Raw genomic sequence first — 13,232 nt, 5'->3', positions numbered from 1 at the left:
AGTATTGGACCGAGTCAGTACCGTGAAGCACTTATATACCTGACCATGCGGTCCCCGTCCCGCTCAGGTCAACTCCGTTCATCACCTGGACCCAGCGGGTACCGTTCCCACCGGTGATCACCCGCGTCCGCTCCCACACCGTCCGAGGTCCCGTGCACCGACTCATCGCCCGTATCTGGCGGCTCCTGCGCCCCGTGCAGAGCCGCATCATGTGGCTGCTGCACACCACATACGTGGTGGGCGTGACCGGTGTGGTGCGTGACGACGAGGGGCGGGTGCTGCTGCTGCGGCACCGGATGTGGCCGCCGGGCCGCCAGTGGGGCCTGCCGAGCGGCTTCGCCCGCAAGGGCGAGGACTTCCGGGCGACGGTGGTGCGCGAGGTCAAGGAGGAGACGGACCTCGACGTGGAGGTGGGCCGCCTGGTCATGCTGAACAGCGGCTTCCGTACGCGTATGGAGGTGGCCTACGAGGCCCGCCTGCTCGGCGGCGAACTGCGCCTCGACCCCTTCGAGATCCTGGAGGCCCGCTGGTGCCGCCCGGACGACCTCCCGGAGGGCGTCCAGCCGGTGTGCGGACCGCTGGTACGGGGCGAGACGACTCCCTGAGCCCGACCGACGGACCCGTGCGCGCGGGCCCTTACGTCTCGGGCCGCTTCGCGGCGGAGGTCTGGAGCGGCTCAATTGAGCGCGTCGAGGACACCAAGGCGGCGACTGCTCACCTATTTCTCCAGAGCACCCGCCAGCACCTCCGCCAGGTGCCGTCCCCGTACGCCCGCCAGGTGCTCGAGCTGCGTCCGGCAGGAGAAGCCGTCGGCCAGGACGACCGCCTCGTCCGGGGCCTGGCGCACCGACGGGAGGAGCTGGTCCTCGGCGCAGGCGGCCGAGACCTCGTAGTGGCTCTTCTCGAAGCCGAAGTTCCCGGCCAGGCCGCAGCAGCCGCCGGCCAGGTCGCCGGTGAGGCCGGCCGCCTCACGCAGCCGGCGATCCGGCTCCTCGCCCAGTACCGCGTGCTGGTGGCAGTGGGTCTGGCCGGTGACCGGGCGGTTCAGCGCCGGTGGGGTCCAGTCCGGGGCGTGCCGCTCCAGGGCCTCCGCGAAGGTCAGCACCCGTGCGGCGAGCCGGGCCGCGCGGGGGTCGTCGTGGAAGAGTTCCGGGGCGTCCGTGCGCAGGGCCGCCGCGCAGCTCGGTTCCAGGACGACCAGGGGGGCGTCCGTGGCCAGGACCGGTTCCAGGAGATCCAGCGTTCGGCGCAGGACCGTACGGGCACGGTCGAGCTGGCCCGTGGAGATGTACGTCAGGCCGCAGCAGACCCGGCCCCTGCGGGCCGTCAGCAGGGAGAGGGCCGAGCGGGTGCGGGCGTCGCCGACCGGGCGGCTCCCCGGCCGCAGGGTGGGGGGCAGCGCCACCCGCAGGCCCGCCGCTTCCAGGACCCGTACGGCAGCCCGGCCCACCGACGGCGACAGGTGCTCGGTGAAGGTGTCCGGCCAGAGGACCACCAGCTCGCCCTCGCCGGAGGGCGAGCTTCCGCGTTTGTGCCACCAGCGCGTGAACGTCTCCTCCGCCACCTTGGGGATGTCCCGCTCCCGCGCGATCCCGCCCAGCCGTTTCGCCGCGTCCGCGAGCGGCCCCACCGAGGCGAGGGCGTTCGCCGCCCCCGCCGACCTCGTCCGCGCCACCCAGCCCAGCCACACCGGCAGCCACCCCATCGCGTAGTGCGCGGCCGGGCGGCGACGGCCCGCGTAATGGTGGTGCAGGAACTCCGCCTTGTACGTGGCCATGTCGACCCCGACCGGACAGTCCGAGCGGCAGCCCTTGCAGGACAGGCACAGGTCCAGGGCGTCCCGTACCTCCGTGGAGCGCCAGCCGTCGGTCACCAGCTCGCCCGCGAGCATCTCGTGCAGCAGGCGGGCGCGCCCGCGCGTGGAGTGCTGTTCCTCGCCCGTCGCGCGGAACGACGGGCACATCACCGCCGGCCCCGACACGGACGTCGTACGGCACTTGGCGACGCCCACGCAGCGCCGTACCGCCGCCGAGAAGTCGCCGCCGTCGGCGGGGTAGCCGAAGGCGACGTCGACCGGTTCGCGCGGGAGGACGGAGAAGCGGAGGTTCGTGTCCAGGGGCGCCGGGCGGACCAGCATGCCGGGGTTGAGCAGGTCGTCCGGGTCCCAGACGGCCTTCACGCGTTCGAAGAGGGCGACCGTCTCCGCGCCGTACATGCGCGGCAGCAGCTCGGCCCGCGCCTGTCCGTCCCCGTGCTCCCCGGAGAGGGAGCCGCCGTGCGCCACGACCAGGCCGGCCAGGTCCTCCGAGAAGCGCCGGAAGCGGGCGACGCCCGGCCCGGTCAGCAGGTCGAAGTCGATGCGGACGTGGATGCAGCCGTCCCCGAAGTGCCCGTACGGGGTGCCGCGCAGCCCGTGGTCCGCCATGAGGGCCCGGAAGTCGCGCAGGTACGCGCCGAGCCGGGCGGGCGGCACCGCGCAGTCCTCCCAGCCGGGCCAGGCCTCCGTGCCTCCCCCAGACTTCGTCCGGGAGGTGCCCCCAGGCATGCGCGTCGCCGTACCGCTCGCGTCCTCCCGGATGCGCCACAGCGCGCGCTGCCGTGCCGGGTCGGTGACCACCAGGGCGTCCCCGGCGTCCGCCGCGCGGACGATCGTCTCCGCACGCGCGCGTGCCTCCGCCTCCGTGTCCCCGCCGGTCTCCACGAACAGCCAGGCGCCCCCGCGCGGGAGGTCCGCGGCGGACGGCACGAGGTCCGCCGCCATGCCCTCCACGGTCAGCGGGCCGTGCTCCAGCAGCCCCGCCGCCGCCTCCGCGGCCCCGCTCTCGTCCGCGTACGCCAGCACGGCGAGCGCACGCGCGCGGGGTGCCCGTACGAGATCCACGACCGCCTCCGTGAGCACGCCCAGGGTGCCCTCCGAGCCGCAGAAGGAGCGGGCGACGTCCGCGCCCCGCTCGGGCAGCAGGGCGTCCACGGCGTATCCGGAGATACGGCGGGGGAGGTCGGGGAAAGCCGTGCGCAGGCGGGCCAGTTCGCCGTCCACCAGGTCCCGCAGTCCCGCCGGGGCGCCCGCCCAGCCCCGTCCCGGCCGCAACCGGTCCCCGCGCGGGGTGACGACGGACAGCTCGCGCACGCTGTCGGCCGTCGTGCCCCAGGCCACCGAGTGGGAGCCGCAGGAGTTGTTGCCGATCATGCCGCCGAGGGTGCAGCGGCTGTGGGTGGAGGGGTCCGGGCCGAAGCGCAGGCCGTGCGGGGCGGCGGCCTCCTGGAGACGGTCGAGGACGAGACCGGGCTGGACGACCGCTGTACGTGCCTGGGGATCGAGGGACAGCAGACGGTTCATGTGCCGTGTGAAGTCGAGCACCACACCGGTGCCGGTCGCCTGCCCCGCGATCGACGTACCGCCGCCGCGCGGCACCACGGGGACGCCGTACGTCCGGCACACCGACAGCGCCGCCGCCACGTCGTCCGCGTCCCGTGGGGCCACCACACCGAGCGGCACCCGGCGGTAGTTGGAGGCGTCCATCGTGGTCAGCGCCCGTGCGGTCGCGGTGAAGTCGACCTCGCCGCGCACGGCCGCCCGCAGCGCTGCCGGCAGTTCCCGGTGATCCGTCATGCCCTCAGGATGCCTCCGCGGAGACCGGGCGCAGGAGACGGCGCCCGCATGTCCCGCGGCGCCACGGGAAGTCCCGGCATATGCCCGAGGCGGGCGATGAGCGAAAACGGAAGCGGAATCTTCCCAAGTCGAACACGAACTCTCATATAGTGACCGCGAGTTGTGCGCAGTTGTCGGCCTCGTTCGAAAGCGACCCCGAAAACCGAGTCCGGCATTCCCGTGGAACCGCCCGAGGGCCGCGCGGACACGACGGTGCACGCCCGCGGACCGACCGAGGAACCGACCGAGGACCCCGATTGATGACCTCCCCCCTGCTCCCCGGCGACCGCCCCACCCCCCGCAGCCTGCTGCCCGTCCCGGTGCTCACCGCGGCGGTCACCGCGGCAGGGGTCCTCGCCGCCCTCTTCCTCGTCCCGGACGACGCGGTCGGCTCCGTCGTGGTGGTCGGGACGGTCGCCGCCGTACTGCTGTGCGCGGCGGCCACGGTGGCCACGTACGCCGTCCTGTCGGCGCGGGCCGCCCGGGCGCGGCTGGACGCCGTCACCCAGGACGTCGGCCGGCTGCTCCAGGAACGCGCCCGGCTGGCGGAGGAGTCCCGCCGCCAGCACGAGCGGCTGACCGGCGAACTCACCCGTGAGCGCGCCCGGTTGTCCGCCGAACTGGACCAGGAGCGCAACCACCTCGCCGAGGCCCTGGCCGCGGAACGCGACCGTCTCGCCGAGCAGCACGCCGCCGACACCACCCGCCTGACGCGGGAGCACGCCGACGAGCGGGCCCGGCTCACGGACGACCACACCACCGCGCTGAGGCGGCTCGCCGAGGAACACGCCGAGAAGCTGCGCCTCATCACCGAGGAACACGACGCCCACACCGCCCGGTCGGCCCGCGACCACGCGGAGGAGCTCGGCCGGCTGGCCGAGGAGCGGGACCGGCTCGAGGCGGACCGGGACCGGCTCGCCGCGGAGAACGTACGGCTGGCCACCCGGCTGCGCGAGACCGACAGCGCCCGGGCCGCCGCGCTGTCCGCGACCGCCAACGCGGCCGGACGCATGCAGGCCCTGGCCACCGGCATGCTCGCCGACCTGCGCGCGATGGAGGAGAAGCACCACGACGAGGAGGTCCTCGCCGACCTGCTCCACCTCGACCACCGCACCGCGCAGGCGGGCAGGCTCGCCGACTCCGTCGCCGTCCTCACCGGCGCCCGCTCCGGCCGCCGCTGGGCCCGGCCCATCGCCATGGAGTCCATCCTGCGCGGCGCCATGGGCCGGATCAGCGGCTACCAGCGGGTCAGGGTCCACTCCGCCAGCGACACCGCGGTCGCCGGGCACGCCGCCGAGGGCGTGATGCACGCGCTCGCCGAACTCCTCGACAACGCCGCGAACTTCTCGCCGCCGACCGCCGAGGTCCACGTGTACGTCGAGGAGGTGCCGGCCGGGGTCATCGTCTCCGTCGAGGACAGCGGGCTCGTCATGGGCGAGGCGCAGCTGCGCCGCGCCGAGCGCGCGGTCTCCGGCGAGTCCGCCGGACTCGGGGGCCTCACCGGCACCCGGCTCGGCCTCGCCGTGGTCGGCCGGCTGGCCCGGCGGTACGGGCTGCGGGTCTCCTACCGGCCCTCGGCCCGCGGCGGCACGGGCGTCCTGATGCTCGTCCCGCAGGACATCCTCGTACCGCCGGACGCGGCATCCCCGGTCCCGGCGGCGGGAACCGCGGCGACCGGGGGCACCACCGCTCCGGCCGGTACCCCGTCCGTTCCCGCGACCCCCGCCGCACTCGTCGAGACACTCGGCTCCGAGGGCCCGAAGGCCCCGCGGGTCCCGAAGGCCCCGCAGGCCTCGCAGGCCCCGGCGGACGAGACGTCCGGCGGCCTCCTCCAGCGCCCCGGCCACCGCGCGGAGACCGTCCCCGGCCGGCCGGAACCGGAGACCAGCCACGGCAGCACGGGCGACAGCGACACCAGCACCGGCACCAGCACCGACGCCGGTACCTCCCCGGTGGACCGCCCGGCGTCCCCCGGGAGCACCCGCCCCGCCCCCTCCTACGCGGCCTCCCGCGCGGGCGCCGACCTCGACCCCGACCCGGTGCCGACCCACGAGTCCCCGGACCGGACCGCCGACACCCCGCCCCTCGTCCTGCCCCGCCGCCGCCGGGGCCGGACCCTCGCCGAGGCGGAGCGCACCCGTCCGGGCAGCCGTGGCACCACGCCCCGGCCCGCCCCGACCGCCGAGGAGACCAAAGCGCGCACCGCCCGCTTCAGCAGCTTCCGCCAGGCCGTCCGTCCGCCCACTCCGGACGACACGGCCGACCCGGACACCGGCACCACCACCGCCCCGACCCCCGAAGCACACCCCACCCCCGCGACCCCGGAAGGCGACCCCACCTCATGACCGGCACGACGACCGCCGACGAGAAGCTCACCTGGCTGATAGAGGGCCTGCTGGAGCGGACGCCGGGCGCACGGCACGCGCTCGTGCTCTCCCGTGACGGCCTGAAACTGTGCCGCACCCCGGAGCTCTCCACCGACCAGGCCGACCAGCTCGCCGCCATCGCCGCCGGCATCCAGTCGCTGTCGCACGGCGCCTCCGTCGAGTTCGGCGACGGCAGCGGCGGCGTGCGCTCGGCGATGACCGAGTTCTACGGCGGTGTGCTGTTCATCGTGGAGGCCGGAGAGGGCGCGCACCTGGCCGTGATCACCGACGAGGACGCGGACGCCGGGCTCGTCGGACACAACATGAGCGAGCTCGTGGAACAGCTCGGCGAGCACCTGACCGCGCAGCCGCGCACCTCATGAGCAGGCCCGGCAGGGACGACTCCCCCGACCGGCTCTACACCCTCACCGGAGGGCGCAGCCGGTCCGGTCCCGACAACCCCTTCGACCTGGTGACCCTGGTCGTCGCCGAATGCGACCCGGTGCCCGGCATGCAGTCCGAGCACGCGGCGATCCTGCGGCTGACCGAACGCCCCACGGCGGTCGTGGAGATCGCGGCCGAGCTGAAGCTGCCCGTGAGCATCACCCGGATCCTGCTCGCCGACCTGCAGGCGGCGGGCCGGGTCAGCGCCCGTCACCCCCGCAAGGCCGCCGTACCCGACCCCGACATCCTGGAGCAGGTGCTCGTTGGACTCCGCAACCTCTGAGACGCGTACGCCGCTGGGCGCGTCGGCCGACAACGGCCTGAAGATCGTGGTCGTGGGCGGCTTCGGCGCCGGCAAGACGACGATGGTCCGCTCGGTCAGCGAGATCCGTCCCCTCAACACCGAGGAGACGATGACCCAGGCCGGGGAGGCCGTCGACGACATCAGCGGGGTGAGCGGCAAGACCGCGACCACCGTCGCCTTCGACTTCGGCCGCATCACCCTCGACACCCGCAATGTGCTGTACCTGTTCGGGGCGCCCGGCCAGGAGCGCTTCTGGTTCCTGTGGGACCGGCTGTTCTCCGGCACGCTCGGCGCGGTCGTCCTGGTCGACACCCGGCGCATCGACGACTCCTGGTACGCCATCGACCGGCTGGAGAAGCACGGCACGCCGTTCATCGTGGCCTGCAACGACTTCGGCGGGCCCACCTTCACCCCCCAGCAGATCCGCGAGGCCCTCGACCTCGATCCGCACGTACCCCTGGTCAACTGCGACGCACGCTCCCGGGAGTCCAGCAAGATCGTGCTGATCACGCTGGTGGAGCACATCCGGGCCCTGTACGCCGGCCCGGCCCGAACCCCCCGTCAGGAGCTGGTGTGAGTCCCGCCTCCGTCCCCGACGCCGTCCGTTTCCAGGGATCCCTGCTCCAGGACGACCCGGCCCGCGTGTACCGGGAGATGCGGCGCGAGCACGGCAACGTCGTCCCGGTGGTGCTGGACGGGGACGCCCCGGCGTGGCTGGTGCTCGGCTACCGCGAGCTGCACCAGATCACCGGCGACCCGGTGCTGTTCAGCCGCGACTCCGAGCTGTGGAACCAGTGGGAGAACATCCCCGACGACTGGCCGCTGCTGCCGATGATCGGCCGCAGGCAGCCGTCGATCCTGTACACCGTCGGCGAGCGGCACCGCGAGCGGGCCGGGATGCTGGGGAACGCGCTGGAGGCGGTCGACCCGTTCGAACTGCGCGGATACGCCGAGAAGTTCGCGGACGAGCTCATCGACGGCATCTGCTCCGAGGGCACCGCCGACCTGATCGGCGAGTTCGCGATGCTGCTGCCGGTGCGGGTGCTGGCCCGGCTCTACGGCTTCCCCGACGAGGAGGGCCCGGGCCTGGTCACCGCCCTCAACGACATGATCGACGGGCGGGAGCGGGCGCTGGCGGGCCAGACCCACCTGTTCACGTCGATGACGGAGCTGGTCGCCGCCCGCAGGAGCGCGCCCGCCGAGGACGTCGTCTCCCGGATGCTCGCCGACACCTCGGGCTTCACCGAGGAGGAGATCGTCCAGGACCTGATGGTGATGATGGCGGCCGGGCACCAGCCGACCGCCGACTGGATCGGCAACTCGCTGCGCCTGATGCTCACCGACTCCCGGTTCGCCGCCTCCCTCTTCGGGGGCCGCAACAGCGTCGCCGAGGCGATGAACGAGGTGCTGTGGGAGGACACGCCGACCCAGAACGTGGCCGCCCGCTGGGCGTCCCGCGACACCCAGCTCGGCGGCCGCCGCGTCCGCGCCGGCGACATGCTGCTGCTCGGCCTCCAGGGCGCCAACTCCGACCCCCAGGTGCGTACCGACGGCTCGGCGCTGACCGGCGGCAACAGCGCGCACTTCTCCTTCGGCCACGGGGAGCACCGCTGCCCGTTCCCGGCGCAGGAGATCGCCGAGGTGATCGCCCGGACCGGCATCGAGGTCGTCCTGGACCGGCTGCCGGACATCGACCTCGCGGTGCCGGCCGCGAAGCTGACCCGCCGCCCGTCGCCGTGGCTGCGCGGACTGTCCGAACTCCCGGTCACGTTCACACCCACCCCCGCCCTTGGAGGCTCGCTCGCATGACGGCTGGTACGGACACCACGACGACCGACACCGGACAGACCCGTATCCCCCTCGACCCCTTCGTCTCCGACCTGGACGGGGAGAGCGCGGCGCTGCGGGCCGCCGGGCCGCTGGCCGCCGTGACGCTGCCGGGCGGCGTGCCGGTGTGGGCGGTCACCCACCACGCCGAGGCGAAGAAACTGCTCACCGACCCGCGCCTGGTGAAGGACATCAACGTCTGGACCGCCTGGCAGCGCGGCGAGATCGCCCCCGACTGGCCGCTGATCGGGCTGGCCAACCCGCCCCGCTCCATGCTCACCGTGGACGGCGACGACCACCGCCGGCTGCGCACCCTGGTCGCGCAGGCGCTCACGCCCCGCCGGGTGGAGCGGATGCGGGAGCGGATCACGGAGCTGACCGAGGGCCTGCTGGACCAGGTGGCCGCCCGGCCCGGCGACACGGTCGACCTGAAGGCGGTGTTCGCCTACCCGCTGCCGATGTACGTCATCGCCGACCTGATGGGGCTCGCGGAGGAGCGGCTGCCGCGCCTGAAGGAGCTCTTCGAGAAGTTCTTCTCCACGCAGACCCCGCCCGAGGAGGTCATCGCGACGCTGACCGAGCTGGCCGGGATCATGGCCGAGACGGTGGCGCACAAGCGCGAGAACCCGGGCGACGACCTGACCTCCGCGCTCATCCAGGCGTCGGAGGACGGCGACAGCCTCACCGACGAGGAGATCGTCGCCACGCTCCAGCTCATGGTGGCGGCCGGTCACGAGACGACGATCTCCCTCATCGTCAACGCGGTGGCCAACCTGTCCCTCCACCCCGAGCAGCGGGAACTGGTGCTGTCCGGCGCGGCGGACTGGTCGGCGGTGGTCGAGGAGACACTGCGGTACGCCACGCCGACGTCCCACGTGCTGATCCGGTTCGCGACCGAGGACGTACCGGTGGGCGACAAGGTCCTCCCGGCGGGTGACGCGCTGATCGTGTCGTACGCCGCGATCGGCCGCGACGAGCGGGCGCACGGCCCGACGGCCGGCGTCTTCGACATCACCCGCGAGGTCACCAACCGGCACATCTCCTTCGGCCACGGCCCGCACGTCTGCCCCGGCGCGGCGCTGTCCCGCCTGGAGGCGGGCGTGGCCCTCCCGGCCCTGTACGCCCGCTTCCCGAAGCTGGACCTGGCGGTCCCGGCGAGCGAGCTGCGCAACAAGCCGGTGGTCACCCAGAACGACCTGTACGAGCTTCCGGTGAAGCTCGGCGGGTGAACGACACGGGTGGCGGGCGGACCTCCCCCCGGTCCGTCCGCCACCCGTTCCCTTCCGTCCCGGCACCCGTCCCCCTTCGTCCCGGCACCCGTCTCACGTCCGCCCCACCGCTCGTCTCAGCGGACGGACGATGTTTCGCCCGGGTTTCCCGCAGCCGCTAGGCTCCGGTCGTGGCTGAGATCCGGATTCCTGCTGACATCAAGCCCGCCGACGGTCGTTTCGGTGCGGGTCCCTCCAAGGTGCGGACGGAGGCGCTGGACGCGCTGGCCGCGACCGGCACGTCCCTGCTCGGCACCTCCCACCGCCAGGCCCCGGTGAAGAACCTGGTCGGCAAGGTGCGCGAGGGCATCTCCGAGCTGTTCCAGCTCCCCGACGGCTACGAGGTGATCCTCGGCAACGGCGGCTCCACCGCGTTCTGGGACGTCGCGACCCACGGCCTGATCGAGAACAAGTCGCAGCACCTCACCTTCGGCGAGTTCAGCTCCAAGTTCGCCAAGGCCGCGAAGCTCGCCCCCTGGCTCGCCGAGCCCACCGTCGTCTCCGCCGACCCGGGCACCCACCCGGAGGCGGTCGCCGAAGCGGGCGTGGACGTCTACGCGTTCACCCACAACGAGACCTCCACCGGCGTCGCCATGCCGGTCAAGCGCGTCGCCGGCGCCGACGAGGGTGCCCTGGTCCTGGTGGACGCCACCTCCGGCGCGGGCGGTCTCCCGGTCGACATCGCCGAGACGGACGTCTACTACTTCGCCCCGCAGAAGTCCTTCGCCTCCGACGGCGGCCTGTGGATCGGCGTGTTCTCCCCGGCCGCGATCGAGCGCGCCGAGCGGATCCACGCCTCCGGCCGCCACGTCCCGGAGTTCTTCAGCCTCCCCACGGCGATCGACAACTCCCGCAAGAACCAGACGTACAACACCCCGGCGCTGGCCACCCTGTTCCTGCTCAACGAGCAGCTCGAGTGGATCAACGGCCAGGGCGGCCTCGCCTGGTCCACGGCCCGTACGAAGGACTCCTCGACCCGCCTGTACACCTGGGCGGACGAGTCCAAACACGCCACCCCGTTCGTCACCGACCCGGCCAAGCGCTCCCAGGTCATCGGCACGATCGACTTCACGGACGAGATCGACGCCGCCGCCGTCGCCAAGGTCCTGCGCGCCAACGGCGTCGTCGACACCGAGCCCTACCGCAAGCTCGGCCGCAACCAGCTCCGCGTGGCGATGTTCCCGGCGATCGACCCGGCGGACGTCGAGGCGCTGACGACGTGCGTGGACTACGTCATCGAGCAGCTGTAGACCGTCGTACGCGACTGAGGGGCGCCCGGCGGACGATCCGCCGGGCGCCCCTCACGCATCCGTACGCTCTACTCCCCGGCGAACAGCTCCTCGGCGCTCGCCACGGTCAACGAGCGGTCGAGCCAGCCCTCCAGAACGTCCAGGTTCACACAGGCCATCACCCGCTCCCGGACCGCGTCGGAGACCTCGACACCCCGCGCGCCAAGCACCCGAAGCACAGCCTTGGCCTCGCCCCTCGCCTCGCCGTCGGCGTGGACCTTGTGCCACGCCTCCTCCATCACGGTGCCGTTGCCAGGGAAGACCGGGGTGTACGCCTCCATCAGCTTCCTCCAGTACTCACGGGCCGGGCCCTCGCCCAGACCCACCTCGATGATTTCCGCCCAGTCCTTGTGGGGCCCCACGACCGGCCCGACCTCATCCATTATTGCCAGCAGACCGGGGTCCTTGGCGTGTGCCAGCACCGAGAAGGCGGTGACGGGGATGTCCCGCGCCGCCTCCTCCGGATCCGCGATCAGCGGAAGGTTCTTCGGCCCCAGCACCAGCGGGAAGATCTGCATGCTGGTGTGGAAGCCACTGCCGACGCGAATGGGTTCCGCAGCCCAGGACGCCGTCGCTCTGTCCTGGCACACCACCAGCAGGACGGGCGGCAGGCGGTACTTGGCGTACAGGTACGCCAAGTAATACGTCCAGCTGTTGTGCTTCTCCTGGGCCGGCTTGCCCTGCGATTCGACCGCGAGCAGGAAACCGCCCTCTTCCCCCACCGTACGCACCCGGAAGAGGCTGTCCACCCGCCGTTCCAACGGTCTGATCTCGGTGAGATCGGTGTCCAGGCACTCGATCGAGCGGTACTCGGGAAACGTGATGCCCACGCGGGGCAGAAGGCGCGCGAACAGATCCGGCTCCTTGCGGAAGATCTGATGCAGCGTGTCATGCGGTGAACCGACCATATGTCGGAACATAGTTGGGCGTCCGTCATGTCTGCTGCAGTACGAGGGTGGGTTCAGCCGACCGAGTGAATATGTCGCCGGACTATGAGCTCGGGCTGCAGCGGATCCTGGACGGTCTCGAGGTGTTCGTCGCCGGGCGGGCCCCTCAGGGGCAGGGCGGCTGATCAGCGGTTGCGGCGGCGCAGCACCCGGAAGAGGAGCACGCAGAGGAGGGCCGCCGCGGCGGCGGCGCCGATCTTGACGTTGCCGCCGGTGCCGCCGGTGGCGGCACCGCCGCTCCCGCGCTTCTCGCCCTCGGCGCCCGCCCCCGGCTCTCCGGCGCCTCCGGGCGCGTCCTCGGCCGCGACGGGGCTCCCGGCCCCCTCCATGCCGAGCAGCAGCTTCCTGCCGTCGGTGGTGTAGGTGGCGGACTCGCCCTGCCCCAGGGGCACGCTGATCCGCCCCCCGCGCCGGATCTCGCCGCCGTTCCAGTCGTACCAGATGCCTCCGAGGTAGCCGCGCACGGCGAGCCGTTCGCCGTCCGGGGAGAACGCGGCGTCGGTGGCCCACAGGTCGACGGGGACGGTGGGCTCGAAGACGTTCGTCCCGGAGGCGGAGAGCTTCTCCGGGCCCTCGTACAGGTGTCCGCCGTCCTCGTTCTTGTCGATGATGTAGACCCGTCCGGTCTTCGGGTGGACCACCATCGACTCCGCGTCGCGGGCGCCGTCCGCGTACTTCACGACGTACTGCGTCGCCCGGACCGTCCGGTCCTTCAGTTCCGTCGGCTCGGGCAGCTCGTAGATCCACACGTGGGGCCAGGTGCCGCCGAGGTTGTCCCCGATGTCACCGACGTAGATCTTGTTGCCGGGGCCGATGGAGATGGCCTCGACGTCGCGGAGCGTGCCGACGCCGGAGAGCGCGATACGTGCGACCGTCTCGCCGGTGCCGCCGTCGACGGCGTACAGGTAGGGCCCGTCGTCCTGGTCGTTGTGGGTCCAGTAGACGCCGGGGTGAAGGCGGGAGGCGGCGAGTCCGCTGGACTCGGTGATGCGCGGGTCCTTGAGGGTGAAGCCCTCGTCGCCGTCGACCGCGGAGGCGGCGGGCACGGTGAGCGCACTCGTGAGGAGGGTCGCGGCGAGCAGGGCGAAGGATCGGCGCATGTGCCAAGAGTGCCATCGATCAACGCACTTCAGGG

General features: G+C 72.8%; 11 protein-coding genes. 8 read left to right on the top strand and 3 right to left on the bottom strand.

The features are described from left to right. Positions 1-152: 152 nt before the first annotated feature. Positions 153-605 (top strand): NUDIX hydrolase, encoded by a 453-nt coding sequence (locus IH50_RS0129730; protein ID WP_030869019.1) that lies wholly within the window; start codon positions 153-155, stop codon positions 603-605. 113 nt (positions 606-718) lie between these two features. Here the strand turns inward: IH50_RS0129730 and IH50_RS0129725 are convergent, their stop codons facing one another. Further along, entirely contained in the window at positions 719-3,613 is a 2,895-nt protein-coding gene (locus IH50_RS0129725; RefSeq protein WP_030869015.1) for an FAD-binding and (Fe-S)-binding domain-containing protein, read from the bottom strand. 299 nt (positions 3,614-3,912) lie between these two features. Between IH50_RS0129725 and IH50_RS0129715 the strand changes: the two genes are divergently transcribed. From IH50_RS0129715 to serC, 7 genes are all read left to right on the top strand, one after another. After that, on the top strand, positions 3,913-5,997 hold the full coding sequence (locus tag IH50_RS0129715; RefSeq protein WP_030869013.1) for an ATP-binding protein: 2,085 nt from the start codon (positions 3,913-3,915) through the stop codon (positions 5,995-5,997). After that, positions 5,994-6,401, top strand: coding sequence for a roadblock/LC7 domain-containing protein (locus IH50_RS0129710; protein ID WP_030869010.1), 408 nt, complete (start codon positions 5,994-5,996; stop codon positions 6,399-6,401). Before IH50_RS0129715 ends, IH50_RS0129710 begins: the two co-directional genes overlap by 4 nt. Further along, entirely contained in the window at positions 6,398-6,745 is a 348-nt protein-coding gene (locus IH50_RS0129705; protein WP_030869007.1) for a DUF742 domain-containing protein, read from the top strand. Before IH50_RS0129710 ends, IH50_RS0129705 begins: the two co-directional genes overlap by 4 nt. Then, positions 6,726-7,343: a GTP-binding protein gene (locus IH50_RS0129700; RefSeq protein WP_030869002.1), complete on the top strand. Its 618-nt coding sequence runs from the start codon at positions 6,726-6,728 to the stop codon at positions 7,341-7,343. Before IH50_RS0129705 ends, IH50_RS0129700 begins: the two co-directional genes overlap by 20 nt. After that, positions 7,340-8,575: a cytochrome P450 gene (locus IH50_RS0129695; RefSeq protein WP_030868998.1), complete on the top strand. Its 1,236-nt coding sequence runs from the start codon at positions 7,340-7,342 to the stop codon at positions 8,573-8,575. The genes IH50_RS0129700 and IH50_RS0129695 overlap by 4 nt, the downstream gene beginning before the upstream one ends. Beyond that, positions 8,572-9,822: a cytochrome P450 family protein gene (locus IH50_RS0129690; RefSeq protein WP_030868996.1), complete on the top strand. Its 1,251-nt coding sequence runs from the start codon at positions 8,572-8,574 to the stop codon at positions 9,820-9,822. Before IH50_RS0129695 ends, IH50_RS0129690 begins: the two co-directional genes overlap by 4 nt. Positions 9,823-9,992: 170 nt before the next feature. Then, positions 9,993-11,111, top strand: coding sequence for a phosphoserine transaminase (serC, locus tag IH50_RS0129685; protein WP_030868993.1), 1,119 nt, complete (start codon positions 9,993-9,995; stop codon positions 11,109-11,111). 68 nt (positions 11,112-11,179) lie between these two features. Here the strand turns inward: serC and IH50_RS0129680 are convergent, their stop codons facing one another. Both IH50_RS0129680 and IH50_RS0129670 read right to left on the bottom strand, forming a co-directional pair. Further along, a complete protein-coding gene (locus IH50_RS0129680; RefSeq protein WP_030868990.1) occupies positions 11,180-12,058 on the bottom strand; it encodes a hypothetical protein in 879 nt (292 codons plus the stop codon). Positions 12,059-12,222: 164 nt separating this feature from the next. Then, a complete protein-coding gene (locus IH50_RS0129670) occupies positions 12,223-13,197 on the bottom strand; it encodes a hypothetical protein (protein ID WP_030868988.1) in 975 nt (324 codons plus the stop codon). Positions 13,198-13,232 lie beyond the last annotated feature (35 nt).

Source organism: Streptomyces sp. NRRL S-37 (assembly GCF_000721605.1).
In the GTDB taxonomy this organism is placed as follows: Bacteria; Actinomycetota; Actinomycetes; order Streptomycetales; family Streptomycetaceae; genus Streptomyces.
The sequence above is the reverse complement of the archived record's forward strand: the minus strand, read 5'-3'. Positions and strand labels throughout refer to the sequence as shown.